The 18,027-nt window shown below is 62.3% G+C and carries 17 protein-coding genes; 6 read left to right on the top strand and 11 right to left on the bottom strand.

The annotated features are described in order from the left end of the window. The first annotated feature begins 1 nt into the window (after position 1). From P3C39_RS06345 to P3C39_RS06335, 3 genes are read left to right on the top strand one after another with little or no spacing between them, the layout of a single operon-like run. The gene (locus P3C39_RS06345; protein WP_013531381.1) at positions 2-784 is read left to right on the top strand and encodes an ABC transporter permease; all 783 of its coding nucleotides are present in this window, start codon (positions 2-4) and stop codon (positions 782-784) included. Next, complete coding sequence (locus P3C39_RS06340; RefSeq protein ID WP_275952948.1) at positions 781-1,845, top strand: ABC transporter ATP-binding protein; 1,065 nt, start codon at positions 781-783, stop codon at positions 1,843-1,845. Before P3C39_RS06345 ends, P3C39_RS06340 begins: the two co-directional genes overlap by 4 nt. Before the next feature lie 2 nt (positions 1,846-1,847). Beyond that, the gene (locus P3C39_RS06335) at positions 1,848-2,606 is read left to right on the top strand and encodes an MBL fold metallo-hydrolase (RefSeq protein WP_275952947.1); all 759 of its coding nucleotides are present in this window, start codon (positions 1,848-1,850) and stop codon (positions 2,604-2,606) included. 107 nt (positions 2,607-2,713) lie between these two features. Here P3C39_RS06335 and P3C39_RS06330 read toward each other — a convergent pair whose 3' ends face one another. The 3 genes from P3C39_RS06330 to P3C39_RS06320 all read right to left on the bottom strand — a co-directional run bounded on the left by P3C39_RS06330 (position 2,714) and on the right by P3C39_RS06320 (position 6,101). Next, the gene (locus tag P3C39_RS06330; RefSeq protein ID WP_013531378.1) at positions 2,714-3,415 is read right to left on the bottom strand and encodes a TetR/AcrR family transcriptional regulator; all 702 of its coding nucleotides are present in this window, start codon (positions 3,413-3,415) and stop codon (positions 2,714-2,716) included. A gap of 138 nt (positions 3,416-3,553) precedes the next feature. After that, positions 3,554-4,981 carry an amidase gene (locus P3C39_RS06325; RefSeq protein WP_275952946.1) on the bottom strand — a complete coding sequence of 476 codons (1,428 nt, stop codon included), beginning with the start codon at positions 4,979-4,981 and terminating at the stop codon, positions 3,554-3,556. 85 nt (positions 4,982-5,066) lie between these two features. Then, on the bottom strand, positions 5,067-6,101 hold the full coding sequence (locus P3C39_RS06320) for an extracellular solute-binding protein (RefSeq protein ID WP_275952945.1): 1,035 nt from the start codon (positions 6,099-6,101) through the stop codon (positions 5,067-5,069). Here P3C39_RS06320 and P3C39_RS06315 point away from each other — a divergent pair. Continuing rightward, positions 6,073-6,351, top strand: a complete 279-nt coding sequence (locus P3C39_RS06315; protein WP_127218689.1) for a hypothetical protein — start codon at positions 6,073-6,075, stop codon at positions 6,349-6,351. The two genes, P3C39_RS06320 and P3C39_RS06315, sit on opposite strands and share 29 nt — an antisense overlap. A gap of 115 nt (positions 6,352-6,466) precedes the next feature. Here the strand turns inward: P3C39_RS06315 and P3C39_RS06310 are convergent, their stop codons facing one another. Then, positions 6,467-7,438: an NAD-dependent epimerase/dehydratase family protein gene (locus tag P3C39_RS06310; RefSeq protein WP_275952944.1), complete on the bottom strand. Its 972-nt coding sequence runs from the start codon at positions 7,436-7,438 to the stop codon at positions 6,467-6,469. A 723-nt stretch (positions 7,439-8,161) separates the two neighbouring features. Between P3C39_RS06310 and P3C39_RS06305 the strand changes: the two genes are divergently transcribed. Further along, complete coding sequence (locus tag P3C39_RS06305; RefSeq protein ID WP_013531374.1) at positions 8,162-8,935, top strand: NAD kinase; 774 nt, start codon at positions 8,162-8,164, stop codon at positions 8,933-8,935. Between the two features lie 198 nt (positions 8,936-9,133). After that, the gene (locus P3C39_RS06300; protein ID WP_063172295.1) at positions 9,134-10,729 is read left to right on the top strand and encodes a DEAD/DEAH box helicase; all 1,596 of its coding nucleotides are present in this window, start codon (positions 9,134-9,136) and stop codon (positions 10,727-10,729) included. Positions 10,730-10,800: 71 nt separating this feature from the next. Here P3C39_RS06300 and P3C39_RS06295 read toward each other — a convergent pair whose 3' ends face one another. The 7 genes from P3C39_RS06295 to P3C39_RS06265 form a co-directional block, all read right to left on the bottom strand. Beyond that, a complete protein-coding gene (locus P3C39_RS06295; RefSeq protein ID WP_013531372.1) occupies positions 10,801-11,406 on the bottom strand; it encodes a hypothetical protein in 606 nt (201 codons plus the stop codon). 241 nt (positions 11,407-11,647) lie between these two features. Beyond that, positions 11,648-12,298 (bottom strand): OmpA family protein, encoded by a 651-nt coding sequence (locus P3C39_RS06290; RefSeq protein WP_013531371.1) that lies wholly within the window; start codon positions 12,296-12,298, stop codon positions 11,648-11,650. Positions 12,299-12,473: 175 nt separating this feature from the next. After that, the gene (locus P3C39_RS06285; protein ID WP_024503891.1) at positions 12,474-12,842 is read right to left on the bottom strand and encodes a GFA family protein; all 369 of its coding nucleotides are present in this window, start codon (positions 12,840-12,842) and stop codon (positions 12,474-12,476) included. A 169-nt stretch (positions 12,843-13,011) separates the two neighbouring features. Beyond that, the gene (locus P3C39_RS06280) at positions 13,012-13,389 is read right to left on the bottom strand and encodes a hypothetical protein (RefSeq protein WP_013531369.1); all 378 of its coding nucleotides are present in this window, start codon (positions 13,387-13,389) and stop codon (positions 13,012-13,014) included. A gap of 288 nt (positions 13,390-13,677) precedes the next feature. Continuing rightward, positions 13,678-14,109 (bottom strand): GFA family protein, encoded by a 432-nt coding sequence (locus tag P3C39_RS06275; RefSeq protein ID WP_063172296.1) that lies wholly within the window; start codon positions 14,107-14,109, stop codon positions 13,678-13,680. 65 nt (positions 14,110-14,174) lie between these two features. Then, a protein-coding gene (gene prfB / locus P3C39_RS06270; RefSeq protein ID WP_013531367.1) for a peptide chain release factor 2 occupies positions 14,175-15,306 on the bottom strand; the annotation gives its coding sequence in 2 pieces (ribosomal slippage) (positions 14,175-15,239 and positions 15,241-15,306; 1,131 coding nt in all). Between the two features lie 117 nt (positions 15,307-15,423). Beyond that, positions 15,424-17,880 carry a penicillin-binding protein 1A gene (locus tag P3C39_RS06265; protein ID WP_224675720.1) on the bottom strand — a complete coding sequence of 819 codons (2,457 nt, stop codon included), beginning with the start codon at positions 17,878-17,880 and terminating at the stop codon, positions 15,424-15,426. Positions 17,881-18,027 lie beyond the last annotated feature (147 nt).

Here is an 18,027-nt window from a genome sequence, read left to right as displayed (position 1 = left end):
GATGCGCAGGATTGTCCGCATCGCCTCCTGGCTCTACGCGCTTGCCGTCTACGGCTTCATCTTCCTGCCCGTGATCGTGCTGGTGCTGTTTTCGCTGCAGGCGACGTCGTTCCCGATCCCGCCCTTCACCGGCCCGTCGCTGCGCTGGTACGACGCAGTGCTCTCGGACCCACGGCTGACTTCGGCGTTGGTCAATTCGCTGCTGGTGGCGTCCATCTCCTCGCTCGCCGCCGTGACGCTCGGCTTCCTTTCCGCCTGGGGCTTTGCCCGCTTCGTCCTGCCCGGCTCCGGCCTGCTGCGCGGGCTGATCACCCTGCCGCTGACGGTCAGCTATCTCATCATCGGCATGGGGCTGCTGGTGCTGTTCAACTGGGCCGGCGTACCGAAATCGCTACTGGCTGCCGGCATCGGCCATGTCGTGATCAATCTGCCGCTGTGCTTTGCCATCATCTACAGCCAGATGGGCGACCACCAGATCAACATCGAGCGCGCCGCGCGCGACCTCGGCGCGCCGGAATGGAAGGTGCTGCTGTTGATCACCGTGCCGGTCATGGCGCCGGCCATCTTCGCCGGCTTCTTCCTGTCGATGACCTTCTCCTGGGACGAATTCGTGATCTCCTTCCTGCTCACCCGCTTCGACACCACGCTGCCGGTCGAGATCTGGAACCTGCTGCGTTCCGGCCTCAATCCCAAGACCAATGCCGTCGGCTCGCTGGTCTTCGCCGTCTCCATCGTGCTGGTGGTGTTTTTTGAACTGACATTGCTTCGGAGAAAGCCCGCATGAGCGCGCCCCTCGTCGACATCAGCAGTGTCTCGCATCGCTTCGGCCAGCACACCGTGCTGAAGGATGTCTCGCTGCAGATCGAGCCCGGCAGCTACACGATCCTGCTCGGGCCGTCCGGCTCCGGCAAGACGACGCTCTTGTCCATTCTGGGCGGCTTCGTCACCCCCAGCGAAGGCAAGGTGTTCATCCGTGGCCAGGACTGCACGTCGGTGCCGCCGGCCAAGCGCCCAACGACGACGGTGTTCCAGGACTATGCGCTGTTTCCGCATATGAGCGTCGGCAGCAATGTCGGCTTCGGCCTGCGCATGCAGGGCGTCGACGGCGCGACACGCGCCGCAAAGGCGCGCGAGGCGCTGGCGCTGGTCGGTCTCGCCTCTGCCTTCGACAAGAAGCCGCATCAGCTCTCCGGCGGCCAACGGCAGCGCGTGGCGCTGGCGCGCGCGCTGGTGATCGAGCCGGCGGTGCTGTTGCTCGACGAGCCGCTCGGCGCCCTCGACCTCAAACTTCGCCGGCAGATGCAGGATGAATTGAAGGCGATCCAGAAGCGCGTCGGCACCGCCTTTATCCATGTCACGCACGACCAGGAAGAGGCGATGGCGCTGGCTGACCATTGCGTGGTGATGAATGACGGGCGCATCGAGGACGAAGGTCCGCCAGAGCGCGTCTACGCACGGCCGGCGACGCGTTTTTCGGCGACCTTCATGGGCGAAAGCACGATCCTCGCCGGCACGGTCACGGAGGCGAAGGATAGGACAAGCACCGTCGCGACGCCGGTCGGGCCGGTCTCGCTGCCCGGCGCCTTGCCGGTCGGCTTTGCCGTTGCGCTGGCCATACGGCCGGAGCATCTTGTCCTCGGCGAGGCGCGCGGCGGTGTCAGGCTCGGCACGGCCGAGGTGAGCGACGTGGTCTTCCAGGGCAGCTTCAAGCGCGTGCTCGCCGTTTCCGTCGAGGACCCTTCGCTCCACTTCATCGCCAAATTGCCCGCGACGGCGACCGTCCAGCCGGGCGACAGGGTCGCGATTTCCTGCGATACCGATCAGATCATCCTGCTGACGGATTGAACATGGCAACGCTTGCGGTCATCGACGCTCCCGACTGGTACGAGACCATCCGCATGAGCGATGGCGTAACCTTGATCCACGAGCCATGGATAAAACCATTCTTCCGCTGCAACATGTGGCATGTGCGCGGCCGCGATCGCGATCTCCTGTTCGACACCGGGCTTGGCCATTTCAGCCTCAGGCGTCACGTGCCGTTGGTCAGCGAGCGCAAGCTGATTTGCGTCGCCAGCCACACGCATTTCGACCATATAGGCTGCCACCACGAATTTCCCGAGCGCTGCGTGCACGCCGCCGAGGCCGGGATCCTCGCCGATCCGCGTAACGAGTGGACGGCAGCCGGCACCTATGCGACCGACGAAATGTTCGATCGCATGCCGCAAGGCTGGGACACGGCGCGCTACGGCATTCTGCCCGCACCGGCCGGCCGTTTGCTCGAGCATGGGGACGTCGTCGATCTCGGCGATCGTGCCTTCGAGGTGATCCACACGCCCGGCCATTCGCCCGGCGGCATCGCGCTCTATGAAAACAGGACGGGCATCCTGTTATCAGGCGATATCATCTATGACGGCCCGCTGATCGACGATGTCTACCACTCGGACATCCCCGATTACATGGCGACGCTCTTGCGTATGCGCGACCTCGATGTCTCGGTCGTGCATGGCGGCCATTTCCCGAGTTTCGGCAAGGTGCGCTACCGCCAGCTTGTCGACGAGTATCTGGAACAGAAGCGGCAGGCCGGCTGCCATCTGCGGCAGCCATGAAAGCGGTCAGAGCGGTTCACCGTTTCACGGAAACGGCGAACCACTCCAACTCCTTGTTTGGCGCAATTCCGGACGGAAAACCGTTTCACACTTTTCCTGGAATTGCTCTAGCGCATCAGTTCGAAATGCCGCGGGAATGCCTGATGCAGCAGGAGCAGCATGGTCTTGCGCAGCACGTTGGTGTCACGGCTGGACGGATTGAGATGATCCCAATACCAGGCGCCGTGGACCAGATAATTCAGGCTCTCCGACAGCGTGTCGATGTCGACGCCGGTGTAACCGCCGCTGCGCGAAATCTCGATCAGCAACTCGCGCGCTTCGGCGGTGTAGGCAAGATCGCTCGGCAGGCCGATCTCATTGTAGATCTGCATGCTCTTGCGGTCGCTGGAGAACACGACAAAGACCGAAACCCATTTCGGGTGCTGGCGGGCGAAACGTTGCGCGCAATCGACTGCGCCCAGGGCCCGCTCAACCGGCGACAGGCCCGGCGCTCGCACCAGCGTCACCCACAGCTCGTCATATCGATCGCTGAGATACTGCAGGACGGCGCGAAACAGGTTCTCCTTGCTGCGGAAATGGAAGACGACCAGGGCATTGGACGAGCCGACATGTTCGGCGATGCGCTGCATGGTGACGCTTGCCAGCCCCTCCTCCGCGATGAGCTCGATGGTGGCGTCGATGATCCGCTGCACGCTGGCTTCGCCGCGTTCGCGCCGACGGTCCTTGGGCGGCGCGGCATCGTTTGCCGCACGTCCATTCTTCGCCGTTGCGCCTTTGCGTTTTGCCGCCGCAGCTTTCTGTTGCGCCATCTTCGTCCAGCTCCTTTCGGACCTTCTGCCGGCGATCGCCGACGCCGCCACGGATCCGTCTATTCGAGGTGTCCGGCGTCGGCTCACCACAACCGAAACCGCAGATCAACCACGATCGCGGCAAGGGCCGCATCGCTGTTATAGCGACGGGCGCGTTTCGGCGTTTGTGTACCACTGCCCCTTGGCCGTCTCATAGGCCATGGCCGCCCGGAAGACATCGGCATCGCAATAGGTGCGGCCGACGATCTGGATGCCTGTCGGCACGCCGCTTGCCGCCCGGCCCGACGGCACGGATAGAACCGGACAGCGGCTCATCATGTTGAACGGCGTCGTCATCACCCAGCCAAGCGACGGGTTCACCTGCTTGCCGTTGATCTCGACCGTGCCCGTTGTCTGATCGAACTCCGCCGGCACGGCGGGAAGCGCGTTGGTCGGGCAGATCAGCACATCGTAGGTCTCCAGCAGCGGCCCCAGAGTCTGGTACATCCTGGCCGCCACTTCCAGTGTTCCGACAAAGTCCGTCGCCTTCGACCTTTGCCCGTCCTCGGCGAACTGCCTGGCATAGCTCGTCATGTCCTTGCCGTGCTCCTTGAGCAGTTGCGACAGTGAGGCGCCGAACAGATGTTCGAGATAGGCCATGCCCGCCTTGAGCACGTCGTCGCCCCAGCCCAGATCGACTTCCTCGACCGTGGCGCCAAGCGAGCGAAACACATCGCAGGCGGCAAGCGTGTTCTTGCGCACGTCCGGATCGACCTCGAAAGAACCGAGGTCCATCGAGAAAGCAATGTTCCAGCCCTTGATCGGCTTGTAGTCGCTGGGCAGGCGCAGTTTGGGGCGGAGCGTGGCGATGTCGAGCGGGCTCGGTCCGGCCATCACGTTCTGCAGCAGGATCGCATCCCCGACGTTTCGCGCCAAAGGTCCGGTGTGGCAGTAGAAATCGAGGTTGAACGGCGGCTCGTCCGGATTGCGCCCGTAAGGCGGCTTGAAGCCGACAAGACCGCAGGCCGACGCGGGAATTCGGATCGACCCGGCAATGTCCGAGCCGGTGGCGATCGACGACGTGCCGGACGCCAGCGTCGCCGCGGCACCGCCGGACGAACCGCCGGGCGTGAAATCCCGGTTCCACGGATTACGCGTCACGCCCCAGCGTTTCGACCAGGTGTAGCCGGCGCAGCTGAATTCAGGCGTCGCCGTGCGGGCATGGACAATGCCTCCGGCCTTGATGATGCGCTCGTTCATCGTCGACGTATGGCCACCGATGGCATCCCGGGACAGCAGCGAGCCGTGCGAGGTCGGCTTGTCCTTGATGTAGCTCTCGTCCTTGATGCCGATCGGCAGCCCCTCGAGCGCCCCGGTACGGGCGCCCCTGGCGTATTTCGCCTCGGCTTTCCTGGCCAGGTCCATCGCCTCGTCGAAATGCGTGAAGGTGAGGCAGTTGATCGTCGGCTTGGTGGCTTCGGCGCGGCGGATGGTGGCCTGCATCAGTTCGACGGGCGAAAGCTTCTTTGCCTTGAACAGCCGCAGCGCCTCGCTGGCCGGCATGTAGCAAAGGTCGAGATCGGTCATGGGAAGTCTCCTGCGATCTGCGCATCGCGTTGCATGGACGGAGATGACCGCGCCGCGTGCAGCGGCGCGGGAAAGCCTGGTCAGGTCATTTCTGCAGGTCGGTCCAGATCTTCGTGTAGAGCGCCTGCACGTCGGGCGGGCATGCCTGCATGAACTGGCCCTTGGGGGCGAAATCGGCGGGAATGTTGACTTCCGGCGCGGTCTTCATGTCGTCGGGCATGAAGGCTTCCGAGCCCTTGATACCGTTCGAATAACGCGCAAAGGCTGAGATCAGTGCCGCATTCTGCGGATCCATGATGAAATTCTGGAACAGCTTGGCGTTGTCGACGTTTTTGGCGTCCTTGAGGACAGCGACATTGTCCATCCAGATCGGATAGCCTTCCTTGGGATAGCCATAGACGATCTTGTCGTTCTCAAGTCGCTCGCGCAGCGATATGCCGTTCCAGTTGACGCCCGCGGCGATGTCGCCCCTGCCCAGGCCATCGACGGCCGCATAGTCGAGCGAAAGCCATTTCGCCTTGGCCTCCACCAGCTTGTCATGCACTTTCTTCAGCATTTGCATGTCGCTGCTGCAATATTTGCCACCCTCGTAAGCGATGGCGAGGAACATGATGTCACCCATTTCGGGTACGACATTGATCTTGCCGACGAGTTCGGGGGGTGGGTCGAGGAAGATCGCCGATGTGTTGGGGTCGCCCGCATAAACCGACTTGTTCACCGAAATGCCGGTCGTTCCCCACTGCCATGGAACGGTATATTTGCGGCCTGGATCGAATGGAACATCGACCCACCTGGGATCGACGTTCTTGAAGTTCTCCATCTTGTTGGGATCGGTCTCCAAGAGCAGACCTTCGCTGATCCAGACCGGCACGACGCTCGCCGAGGGCACGACGATGTCATAGCCGGAGGCGCCCTGCCGGACCTTGGCCAGGGCGGTATCGTTGGAATCATAGTCGGTGACGGTGACCTTGACCTTGTAGGTCTCCTCGAACTTCTTGATCAGCTCGGGGCTGGTGTAGTTGCCCCAATTGTAGATGTTGAGTTCGCCGTCGGCATGGGCAACGCCCGTGACAGTCAGCAGCGACAGGCCGATGGCCGTCGCGGTCAGTTTCCAGTTCATGCTGTATGCTCCCATTGTTGGGACCGGCGGCGTTACGGCCTCAGGTCCGTTTCCTGCTGACGAAAAGATGGCCGCGACAATGCCGATCGACGGCACGAGAACGGCCGTCGGCATCGCATTTGCGGCATGCGGCGCACCGGCAACGGCAAGCCGCATCGCAGTCGAGATATTCCCCTCTTCATGGTGGCCATTCACCGGCTGGCGCCGGCTGTCCAACTCAATTCGCGACCTCAGGAGTAACTATGACTAAACATGCAGTCAATATCTTTATGCGGATACGGCCATGGCTCGCCGATCGATGCGCCCGATGCGGTGGTGACCAAGTGGGCAGCCAGGAAAGAGCTTTGGCCGCGACGTCGGGCGCGTCAGGCCGTTGAGGCCGCAACGGTTCCGGCCGCAATTCGCTGACGGAACCAATCGAAGGTGCGCCCGATGCCTTCCTGATAGCCCGTCCTGGCTTCCCAGCCAGGAAGGACATGCCTCGCCGACGTCAGGTCCGGACGCCGATTTGTCGGATCCTGGGGAGCCGGAGGGTGGTGCTCGATGCGGCTGCCGGGGACAAGCGACCTGACGAATTCCGCGATGCGCAGGACGGAAACCTCGTGATCGTTGCCGATGTTCAGAGGGCCGCGATGCGAGATGCCGTCGCGCCAGAAGTAACGTTCCAGCCCCTCGACGATGTCGTCGACATAACCCCAACTGCGCGATTGGGACCCGTCGCCATAGACCGTCAGCACCCCGGTTGTCAGAGCCTGGATGGCAAAGTTCGAAACGGCGCGTCCGTCGTCGATGCGGGTTCGCGGCCCATATGTGTTGAAAATCCTGACGACTCGAATGTCGAGCCCGACAACCCGCTGCTGTTCGAACAGCAATGCCTCGGTGCAGCGTTTGCTTTCATCATAAGAGGCCCTGGGACCGGTGCAGTCCACCGATCCCCTGTAACTCTCGGGTTGGGGTGAAACCAGGGGGTCGCCATAGACTTCCGAGGTCGAGGCGAAGCAGAAACGGCCGCCGGGCTTGAGCAGCGTCAGAAGATTGAGCGCGCCGCCGATGTTGGCCTTGATCGTGCGTACCGGCTCGCGCATGTACCAAAGCGGCGAAGCCGGCGACGCGAGATGAATGATCTCATCGAAGCGTTGAAGGGATGAAAAGCTTTCGGCATCGGCAATCTGCAGATCGAAACGCGGATCGGCGATATGTGCGACGTTGTCTCGCGTCCCGGTCCAAAGATTGTCGACGACGATCAGCTTTTCCAGATCGCTTCGCCGCAACAGACGGTCGACCAGATGTGAGCCGAGGAAGCCGCAGCCACCAGAAATCAACACGCTGCGCGACATGGACCCCCCTGCTCCAGACACCCGGCCAGTCAACGAGCCGCAGGGCTTGTTTCCCAACAACGGCGGATACGAGGCTACCCAAAAACCTTTCCGCCAATCGGTGCACCCATCTACACCGCCAAGCGCCGCGAGTGCAAACAGCAAGCTTTCACGAGTGGAACGTGCGGCAGCCGACCGGCCTCTGTTTTTAAGGAGAGAAACTGCCGCGCGATGTCGCGCACCGAAGCGGCCGCCAATGCCGCCGGTCGTCCGAAAGGATGATCAGGTTACAGCGCTACAGCGCCCTTTGCGGGCATGGCGCTCCGGCTGCGTCACCACAGCGCGACGCCGTGGGCTGCGGTCGGAAGCTCGTCTCTTCGGACTGGCGCACCAGTTCGGCAAAGAGCAGCGCGAAGCTTCCCAGCATCAGAAAGACAATGATCAGGCGTGTTACCGGCAATATGTCGGCCTCGACTGGCTAGCCCCCACGCCACCCATCCACTGCCGGCTAACATGACCGATCCGGCTTTACGAGACTTTAAAGCCGGTCTTAACCATCACATTCGCGTAGCCTTTGACATGATACGCGAACGCATGTCCGCATCCGCCGTCCCGCGGTCGCCTCGCCATCCCGGAATGGCATTGCCATCCGGGATGGCGGCTCCGTTTGCAGACCTACCCCGCCCATGCTACCCCGAAATTGGCGCGGCCCTGCCGCTGCCAACCGGTCGTCATCGGGGAGCCATGAGCAAAGCCGCCAGCCACATCGCCTTCGTCTCGTCCGACACCGCTGACGCCAAGACGGCGCTGGAAAGCCTGTCGGCGCGCTATGGCCAGTCTTCCGTCGAGGAGGCCGAGATCGTCGTTGCCCTTGGGGGTGACGGCTTCCTGCTGCAGACCCTGCGCGACACGATGGGGACCGGCAAGAAGGTCTACGGCATGAACCGTGGCACCATCGGCTTCCTGATGAACGAGTATCGTTCCGGTGGCCTGACCGAGCGTCTCGAAGCCGCCGTCGCCGAAACCATCCGCCCGCTGGAGATGCTGGCCGTGACCTCGGAAGGCGAAACGATTTCGGCACTGGCTATCAACGAGGTGGCGCTGTGGCGTCAATCGTACCAGACGGCCAAGATCCGCATCACCGTCGACGAACAGGTCCGGCTTGAGGAACTGAACTGCGACGGCGTCATGATCGCAACCCCGGCCGGGTCCACCGCCTACAATCTTTCGGCGCACGGGCCGATCCTGCCGCTCGACGCGCCGCTGCTGGCGCTGACCCCGGTCAGCCCGTTTCGCCCGCGCCGCTGGCGCGGCGCGCTGCTCTCCAACAAAGCGACGGTGCGCTTCGATATCCGCGAGCCGGAAAAGCGGCCGGTGAACGCCGCCGCCGACCATACCGAGGTCAAGGCGGTGACCTCGGTGACGGTGCGAGAATCACCCACCGCGACAGCAACGTTGCTGTTCGATCCCAATCATTCCTGGAACGAGCGTATTCTCGCCGAACAGTTCCGCTATTGAGCCGGCGCTGCGACCGACAGGTCGATTAAGCATCCCGATTAAGGTTACAACTTCACAATCGTGCCATTGCTGCCCGTTTCTGTTGACAAATCGAGGGCTTGCTCCTAATTGCAATACCGATCTTGCAGGCGCGTGGCGCTTGCCGCGACGCCATTAGACGCCGTTGCGCTTCCCCGAACCAGCCAAAGACAACAACACTTGTCCTCAGACACCACGACCGCTCAAGAAGCGTTGACCTTCGCAGACCTCGGCCTGTCGCCGAAGGTCCTTTCCGCAGTCACCGACGCCGGCTACACCCAGCCGACGCCGATCCAGGCTGGTGCGATCCCGCACGCCTTGCTCGGCAAGGATATTTTGGGCATCGCCCAGACCGGCACTGGCAAGACGGCTTCCTTCGTGCTGCCGATGCTGACCCGCCTCGAAAACGGCCGGGCCCGCGCCCGTATGCCGCGCACGCTGATCCTGGAGCCGACGCGCGAACTCGCCGCGCAGGTCGAAGAGAATTTCATCCGATATGGCAAGAACCACAAGCTCAACATCGCGCTCCTGATCGGCGGTGTCTCATTCGACGAACAGAACAAGAAGCTGGAGCGCGGCGTCGACGTGCTGATCGCGACGCCCGGCCGCCTGCTCGATCACCGCGAGCGCGGCAAGCTGTTGCTCAATGGCGTCGAGATCCTCGTCATCGACGAAGCCGACCGCATGCTCGACATGGGCTTCATTCCCGACATCGAGCGCATCTGCGAGATGATCCCGTTCACCAGGCAGACGCTGTTCTTCTCGGCGACGATGCCGCCGGAAATCACCAAGCTGACCGAGAAATTCCTGCATGCGCCGGTGCGCGTGGAGGTCTCGAAGGCCGCGTCCGCCGCCACCAACATCACCCAGCGGCTGGTCAAATCAGGCTCCAAGCCGTGGGACAAGCGCGAGACGCTGCGCAACCTGATCAAGGCCGAAGATGCCGAACTGAAGAACGCCATCATCTTCTGCAACCGCAAGATCGAAGTGTCGGAACTGTTCCGCTCGCTGCTGAAGTATGATTTCGACGCCGGTGCGCTGCATGGCGACATGGACCAGCGCGCGCGCATGCAGATGCTGGCCAATTTCCGCGACGGCAAGCTGCGCTACCTCGTCGCTTCCGACGTCGCCGCGCGCGGCTTGGACATCCCCGACGTCAGCCATGTCTTCAACTATGACGTGCCGATCCATGCCGAGGATTATGTCCACCGTATCGGCCGTACCGGCCGCGCCGGACGCTCCGGAAAATCCTTCACCATCGCGACCAAGTCGGACACCAAATACATCGACGCCATCGAGCGGCTGATCGGCAACAAGATCGAATGGCATGACGGCGACTTATCGACGGTGGTTGCCAGCGAAGGCGGCGAGGACGATGCTCCGCGCCGTGGCAAGGGCGCACCGCGCCGCGCCGGTCGCAAGGACGACGACCGCAGCAGGGAAAAGGGCGGCGAGCGCAAACCGCGCGAACGCCACGCCAAGCGCAGCGAAGACACGGCACCGGAAACAGTCCGCGAGGACCAGCCGGTGGCCGAGGTCGCAGCGGCAGCCGCCGACGTCGGCGAACGGCGCTCGCGCAAGGAAGCGATCCGTTCGGAAAACACCGAGCGCAAATCGTCCGATCGCAACGAACAGCGCGCACCGGAACGCGGCGATACCCGGCCGCAGCGAGACAACAGCCGCCCTGCCCGCCAACGTCACCAGGAAGACAACGATTCCACCGTTGGCTTCGGCGATGACATGCCGGCCTTCATGCGGATCGTCGCCAAGGTCTGATCCCGACCGCTTCGAAGGCAAGCCAGCCATCCGGCTTGCCTTCTCGGTAGAGCTCCAGCCTGGTTCGCCCGTTACATCGGCCCAGGCATCATCTTGGTCGGTTTTTCCAGCATCGGAAACTCGGCCTTCGAGCATTTCACGTTCGGGTTCGTCGGACTGAACATGCCGTTCGGATTGTCTCCGAGCCAGGCATGAAGGTCATAGTGGACGAACTCCTTCGGGATGAGAGGGTAGTGCCCCTCCATCGGCCCCATGAAGGTTTGGCCAAACAGCTTCGGAGGCTCCTTTATGTCCGGCGTCAGAGGCACCAGCCATTCCGCGCCCACCAGCCGCAAACCCTTCTTGGTCGGTTCATAGATCAGCACGTTGGGGTGCATCGGGTCGAGCTTCTGGCCGACACTCGGGACATTGACGAAGTGAATACCCATGGCGCCCTTCGGGTAATCCATCGCGCCCGCTATCTTTTCTCCGCTGTAGTAGACGCAGCCGACCGTCGACAGATAGAGGTCGCGGACGGCAGCGGTGTAATCCTCATATTTGGCGAGCGACTTTTTCAAGGCTTCGATGTCGGCCTTGTTGGCGTCCTCGGCCCGAGCCGAAGCAACGTTCAGCCACGCGCCTACCAAACCTGTTAAAACGAGGACGCCACAGCGCCCAAGGCTGGCTGTTCTTGTCATGCATTCCTCCCAGATTTCTGATCTGGCCGTGCAAGACCGAGGCGGAAAAATGCTGATTGCGCGGCCGGTTACACCGCCTCATCCCCGCTGGACTGCCATGATGCTATTCCTTTCCATGGCCGCCGGAAAGCTATATTTTAGCAGTAACTAAATCTATACCGTACCCATCCAGAGCGCCGATGTCAGCTCAAACAAAAACGGCCCCGCATGAGGGCCGTTTCGCATTCGCTTGCCGGACGGATCAGGTGAGCGGCGACAGCTGGATCTCGACGCGGCGGTTCTGCGCCCGACCTTCGGCTGTGGCATTGGATGCGACCGGACGTGTCTTGCCGAAGCCTGTGACGGCGAAGCGCCGCTGATCCACGCCCTGACCGGACAGATAGTTCGCCACCGCCAAAGCACGACGCTGCGACAAATCGAAATTGTGCTGGTCGCCACCGGTCGAATCGGTGTGGCCGAACACGTCGACCGTGGTCTGCTTGAACTTCTTCAGCACCAGCGCGACGGAGTTCAGGACCTGATAGAAGCCGGGCTTCACCGCATCCTGATCCGAGTTGAAGGTGATGTCGGACGGCATGTTGAGGATGATCTGGTCGCCGCTGCGGGTTACGCTGACACCGGTGCCCTCGAGCTGCCGGCGCAGTTCGGCCTCGTTCTGGTCCATCGTGGCGCCGATGGCGCCGCCGGCCAGCGCGCCGATGCCGGCGCCGATCAGTGCGTTGCGGCGGTCGTTGCCACCGGCAAGCAGGCCAAGGCTGGCACCCGCCAGGGCGCCAAGGCCGGCGCCGGCCGCCGTGTTGGAAATCTTCTGGTCGCCTGTATACGGATCGGTGGTGGTGCAGGCGCTCACGAGCACAGCCGTCGCCACGACGACGAGCACAGTCTTTTTCATAGGATGGTCCCTCTCCAAGTCACGCCTTGCGGTGGCGCCAAATCAGCCCTTCCCGCGACTTGTACCATGAATTGCGGCGAAAAGCGGAACGGCAAAAGCGCCGTTCACGGCTTTTCCCGAGAGACCAATACCCGGTGGTGGCGCCGCATCGCCGTGCCGGAATGGTTTGGATAAGCTACCAGAGGTTCTTGCCGTCTATGACAACCACTTCGACCTTGTCGAGATCGAAATCATCGAACAGCCGCGAGTTGACGCTGATCTTGGGATTGTCGAAATCCGGCTCGCCTGTCGACCAGTCCGGCGTTTCGGTAAAGGTGCCGCAGCCGCAGGTGGCGCAAAAACCGTGCTTTACGGTCTTCGACCCCCAACGATAGAAAGAGACGTTCTCCATCGGGCTGGTGAGCTTGAATTGCGAAGGCACGTAATAGGCCCAGAGCGAGCCGCGTTTCGAGCAGAAAGAACAGGTGCATTGCGTCACCGTCTGCGGTGCTTGCGAAACCTCGAACGTCGTCGCCTTGCAATGACAGCTTGCCTTGATGGTCATCAACGAACTCCTCCTGTCGCCGCCACCCTGTGCGGCAAAGGCAGCATAAAGAGGTGCTCCTGACAACTGTCTGTCAGCAAGCATCACCCGGCGCTACCGCGACAGGCGCGTCTCAGCAAGCCCGTCCCGTCACACGCGATCAGGCGGACGTCGGAATGCGTTCCTATCGTCAATAAGAGCGCGGCGGCACGAACAGGCAGATTGTCCTGCCGGCGTCGAGGCCCCCCTGGTGCGCGCACCAATGGAACTCGCCGTCCGGGCTGTCCTTGACACGCTTGTCGGTCATTGGAACGACCTCACCCGTTCCGGCGATGACATAGCCCTCGGGTTTCTCCAGCACTTCGCCCGTATGGGTCGTGCGACAATCATAGTTGGCGCAGCATGCGAACGGATAACTCCAGCCTTGTGGCTTTGCCGCCGTGGGCGTGGCGTCATGCGCGAAGGCAGGTGCCGTCAGCATTGCCATCGCGCCGATCGCGAACAGGGAAAACAAAAGTCGGCCAGCCGGTTGAACGGCATTGGCCGATCTGAGTGTGGCAGCAGACATGGAAACGTTCCTTTCAAACGAGCATCAAGCGTTTCGCTTGCCCGTTCCCGGAACGTATCTTCCCAGTGGCCGGATCGTCGGGTCGCAGATATGCCGCGTCCGGCCATAAATGCTTTTTCTCTCCCAGCCCTTGGATGCTGGGCTGATTCCTTGGTCGGCGCAAGAACATGCATTCCCGACATCGTTCTACAGACGTCAGGCATCCGCTACCGCCGACGAGATGAGGCCAAGGTCAATTCCCGGCAAACGGGCGTCGAATAAACGGGATTGGCCCGCTGTGGTTCCAGCCTATTGCTGGTCGGAGCCGGCAATCACGTGCTCTTGATACTGCGGCAGGTCATCGGTGATGGTGAACCAGCCCGCCTTCGAACCGACGAAGATGTGCTCGGTTGGACGAATGGATGGGTCGTCGACGAGCGTTCCCATGGCGACATGGACGTAGGCGCCGTCGCGCACGAGCGAATAAAGCAAGGAGCCGCACCGGCAGCAATGCGCGTTGTGGCCGCTTTGGTCGCCGAAGATCAGGAGTTTGTCCTCGCCTTCGGTGAGGACAAACTTTTCACGCTCGATACCGGCGAAAGGCTTGAATGCCGAACCGGTGGTGCGCCGGCAGTCCGAACAATGGCAATTCGCGGCATAGAGGAATTCGTCGGCCACCTCGTAGTGAACCGCGCCGCAAAAGCATTTTCCGGTGAGCTTGCTCGGCACTCTCTCCTCCATTGCTGTGGTGCGCAGGGGTATGTTCAGATGAGGCCAGGCCGGCCTCACCTGAATATGGGCATATCCTAGTCCAGGTCCGCCACGGCTTCGCCGGCACCGCCTTCGATGCGCTGCGACAACGAGGCTTCCATGAAATCGTCGAGGTCGCCATCGAGCACGCTCGACGGGCTGGTGCTCTCGACGCCGGTGCGGAGATCCTTCACCAACTGATAGGGCTGCAGCACATAGGAGCGGATCTGGTGGCCCCAGCCGATATCGCTCTTCGATGCTTCGGTGGCGTTTGCAACCGCCTCGCGCTTCTTCAGCTCTTCCTCGTAAAGGCGCGAGCGCAGCATCTCCCAGGCCTTGGCCTTGTTCTTGTGCTGCGAACGTTCGGCCTGGCAGGCGACCGCGATGCCAGTGGCCAGATGCGTGATGCGCACCGCCGAATCGGTGGTGTTGACGTGCTGGCCGCCCGAGCCGGACGAGCGATAAGTATCGATGCGGACGTCGGATTCGGAGACGTCGATCTCGATCGTGTCGTCGATGACCGGATAGACCCAGACGCTGGCGAAGGACGTATGCCGGCGCGCATTGCTGTCATAGGGCGAAATACGCACCAGGCGATGAACGCCCGATTCCGTCTTCATCCAGCCATAGGCGTTGTGGCCTTTGATCATCAACGTGGCGGACTTGATGCCGGCCTCTTCGCCGTCATGCATTTCCAGCACTTCGACTTTGAAACGGCGCCGCTCGGCCCAGCGCGTGTACATGCGCAGCAGCATCGAGGCCCAGTCCTGGCTTTCTGTGCCGCCGGCACCGGCATGAATTTCGAGATAGGTGTCGTTGGAGTCTGCTTCACCCGACAGCAGCGTCTCGACCTGGCGGGCCTTCGCTTCGCCTTGCATCGAGCGGATCGCGGCTTCCGCCTCGGCGATCACGCCCTCATCGCGCTCTTCCTCGCCGAGTTCGATCAGGCCGATATTGTCTTCCAGCGCCTGCGTCAGACCTTTCACCGAGGCGATGCCTTCTTCGAGGCTCTGGCGTTCGCGCATCAGCTTCTGCGCTTCCAGCGGCTCGTTCCAGAGGCTGGCGTCCTCGGCGCGCACATTGAGGTATTCAAGCCGCTTTATGGCTTGATCCCAGTCAAAGATGCCTCCTCAGCAGGGTTATCGCCTGCCTGATCTCGTCGACAATATTCTGCGTTTCCGCGCGCATGGCTGGCTGTTCTGTCCTGTTTGCTGAAATCGGTCGGCGCGATACATAGGCACGCCGCCGCCGGCTGTAAAGCAAAATGGGCCGGCCCAAGGCCAGCCCATCCGCCCCTGAAAATCGTCAGTAGAGGCCGCCGCCGCCGGACTGGATAGCCTGATTGGCCTGCGGCGACAGCGCGCCACCGGTGGCATTTGAGCCGTCGGCGCCCATGCCGATCACCCAATAGCTGTCGGCGGGACCGGTGCCCGGCTTGAAGGCTTCGATGATGGTGCCGGGATCGCCCGATGCGGCACGCATGCCGGTCTTGCGATTGATGGCGACCAGGTTCATGCCTTCCGGCACCTTGAAGTCGACATTGGGCGTGCCGTCCAGCGCCACTCGCATGAAGTCCTTGAAGATCGGGGCTGCGAGGCCGCCACCGGTGGCGCCATGGCCGAGGCCGCGCGGCGTGTCATAGCCCATGTAGAGGCCGACGACGAGGTTGGGCGTGTAACCGATGAACCAGGCGTCCTTTTCGTCGTTGGTGGTTCCGGTCTTGCCGGCGATGTGACGGCCGAGTTCGCCGATGGTGGCGCCGGTGCCGCGCTGCACGACGCCTTCCATCATCGAGGTGATCTGGTAGGCGGTCATCGGGTCGAGCACCTGCTCGGAATTGTCGACCAGCTCCGGCTCCGGCTGGTTCTGCCATTCCTGCGCATTGCAACCCTGGCAGCCACGTTCGTCCTGCTTGAACACCGTCTTGCCGTAGCGGTCCTGGATGCGGTCGATGAGCGACGGTTTGATCGACTTGCCGCCATTGGCCATGATCGAATAGGCCGACACCATGCGCATCACGGTGGTTTCGCCGGAACCCAGCGCCATTGGCAGATAGGGTGCCAGATGGTCGTAGACACCGAAGCGCTCGGCATATTCGACCACCAGCTTCATACCCATGTCATTGGCAAGCCGCACCGTCATCAGGTTGCGCGACTTCTCGATGCCGGAGCGCAGGGTCGCCGGACCGGCGACGGTGCCGTCATAGTTCTTCGGCGTCCAGCTCGTGTTGCCGCTCTGGATCGTGATCGGCCCGTCCATGATGACCGAGGCCGGCGTATAGCCATTGTCGAGCGCTGCCGAATAGACGATCGGCTTGAACGAGGAGCCCGGCTGGCGCATGGCTTGCGTGGCGCGGTTGAATTCGGACTGCGCATAGGAGAAGCCGCCGACCATGGCCAGCACGCGGCCGGTGTGCGGGTCCATGGCGATCAGGCCGCCTTCCACTTCGGGCACCTGGCGCAGGCTGTAGGTGCCCTCGGCACCATCGTTTTTCTGCACGAAGATGACGTCGCCCGGCTTCAGCACCTCCGCCGGCGACCTGGCCTTGACGGTCTTGCCGGCGACCACATGGCGCATGGCAAAACCCATGTCCTCCTTGCTGATGGTGCCTTCGACGCGCTCCTTGACGATCTCGCCCGACGCCTGCCGTGCGGGCTGCAGGCCGATCGACAGGCCGGTCGCCGAACTGTCGAGCACGACGGCGAGCGACCATTCGGGAACATCCTCCAGTCCCTTGACGGCGCCAAGCGGCACGCCCCAGTCGCCCGAGACATCGATCGATGTCACCGGCCCGCGATAGCCGCGCAGCGTGTCGTATTTCATCAACCCGTTCTGCATCGATTTGCGGGCAATGAGCTGGATCTTCGGATCGAGCGTGGTGCGGACGGAGAGGCCGCCTTCGTAGAGCGCATTCTCGCCGTAGCGGGCGATGATCTGGCGGCGCACCTCTTCGGTGAAGTACTCGCCGGCGAACAGATAGGTGCCGCTGCGCCGCGGCGTCACGCCCAGCGGCTCGGCCTTGGCCTTGTTGCCTTCCTCACGCGTGACATAGCCGTTCTCGACCATCTGATCGATGACCCAGTTGCGGCGCTCGATCGCGCGATCGGCATGCTTGAAAGGGTGATAGTTGTTCGGCCCCTTGGGCAGGGAGGCCAGGTAGGCGGCCTCGGCCACGGACAGTTCGTTGACCGACTTGTCGAAATAGGTCAGCGCCGCACCGGCGACGCCATAGGCGCCGAAGCCGAAGAAGATTTCGTTGAGGTAGAGCTCGAGAATGCGATCCTTGGGATAGGCCTGCTCGATGCGGAAGGCGAGGATCATCTCCTTGATCTTGCGCTCGTAGGTCTGGTCCGAGGACAACAGGAAATTCTTCGCCACCTGCTGGGTGATCGTCGAGGCGCCGACCTGGCGCCGGCCCGAGCCGAAATTCTGCAGGTTGACGATGATGGCGCGGCCGAGGCCGGTCACATCGATGCCCGGGTGATTGTAGAAATTCTTGTCTTCCGCCGACAGGAAGGCCGCCTTGACGCGGTCCGGAATGGCCTGGATCGGCAGATACAGGCGCCGTTCGCGCGCATATTCGGCCATCAGCGCGCCGTCGGACGCATGGATGCGGGTGGTCACCGGCGGCTCGTATTTGGCCAGCACCTCGTAGTCGGGCAGATCCTTCGACAAATGGCCGATGTAGATCGCAACGCCCGCCGCGACCAGAAGGGCCAGCGTCGTGCCGATGCCGAAAAAATAGCCAATGAGACGAATCATACCCGCTCCAGTCCTTGGTTCGGGAATTTCCTAAACGAAGCCGCCTTTCACGCAAGCTTTCGAGCCGGTCCCAATCCGTAATCGAAAACCCTTGTCGCCGCCATGTGGACAAAATACGGCAATGCCTGATTTCACGGCTGCTGGCCG

Origin of the sequence: Mesorhizobium sp. XAP4 (assembly GCF_029269325.1) — a bacterium.
Lineage (GTDB): Bacteria > Pseudomonadota > Alphaproteobacteria > Rhizobiales > Rhizobiaceae > Mesorhizobium > Mesorhizobium ciceri.
Note: the sequence above shows the minus strand (reverse complement) of the source record. Positions and strands in the feature narration are given on the sequence as shown.

What these genes read in the sequence shown, in the direction of transcription:
- P3C39_RS06280 (WP_013531369.1), bottom strand. Translation starts at nt 13,389, where the DNA reads ATGTCTGCTGCCACACTCAGATCGGCCAATGCCGTTCAACCGGCTGGC.
- P3C39_RS06345 (WP_013531381.1), top strand. Translation starts at nt 2, where the DNA reads ATGCGCAGGATTGTCCGCATCGCCTCCTGGCTCTACGCGCTTGCCGTC.
- P3C39_RS06310 (WP_275952944.1), bottom strand. Translation starts at nt 7,438, where the DNA reads ATGTCGCGCAGCGTGTTGATTTCTGGTGGCTGCGGCTTCCTCGGCTCA.
- P3C39_RS06295 (WP_013531372.1), bottom strand. Translation starts at nt 11,406, where the DNA reads ATGACAAGAACAGCCAGCCTTGGGCGCTGTGGCGTCCTCGTTTTAACA.
- P3C39_RS06285 (WP_024503891.1), bottom strand. Translation starts at nt 12,842, where the DNA reads ATGACCATCAAGGCAAGCTGTCATTGCAAGGCGACGACGTTCGAGGTT.
- P3C39_RS06265 (WP_224675720.1), bottom strand. Translation starts at nt 17,880, where the DNA reads ATGATTCGTCTCATTGGCTATTTTTTCGGCATCGGCACGACGCTGGCC.
- P3C39_RS06330 (WP_013531378.1), bottom strand. Translation starts at nt 3,415, where the DNA reads ATGGCGCAACAGAAAGCTGCGGCGGCAAAACGCAAAGGCGCAACGGCG.
- P3C39_RS06290 (WP_013531371.1), bottom strand. Translation starts at nt 12,298, where the DNA reads ATGAAAAAGACTGTGCTCGTCGTCGTGGCGACGGCTGTGCTCGTGAGC.
- P3C39_RS06340 (WP_275952948.1), top strand. Translation starts at nt 781, where the DNA reads ATGAGCGCGCCCCTCGTCGACATCAGCAGTGTCTCGCATCGCTTCGGC.
- P3C39_RS06315 (WP_127218689.1), top strand. Translation starts at nt 6,073, where the DNA reads ATGGCCGTCGCGGTCAGTTTCCAGTTCATGCTGTATGCTCCCATTGTT.
- P3C39_RS06325 (WP_275952946.1), bottom strand. Translation starts at nt 4,981, where the DNA reads ATGACCGATCTCGACCTTTGCTACATGCCGGCCAGCGAGGCGCTGCGG.
- P3C39_RS06320 (WP_275952945.1), bottom strand. Translation starts at nt 6,101, where the DNA reads ATGAACTGGAAACTGACCGCGACGGCCATCGGCCTGTCGCTGCTGACT.
- P3C39_RS06275 (WP_063172296.1), bottom strand. Translation starts at nt 14,109, where the DNA reads ATGGAGGAGAGAGTGCCGAGCAAGCTCACCGGAAAATGCTTTTGCGGC.
- P3C39_RS06305 (WP_013531374.1), top strand. Translation starts at nt 8,162, where the DNA reads ATGAGCAAAGCCGCCAGCCACATCGCCTTCGTCTCGTCCGACACCGCT.
- P3C39_RS06335 (WP_275952947.1), top strand. Translation starts at nt 1,848, where the DNA reads ATGGCAACGCTTGCGGTCATCGACGCTCCCGACTGGTACGAGACCATC.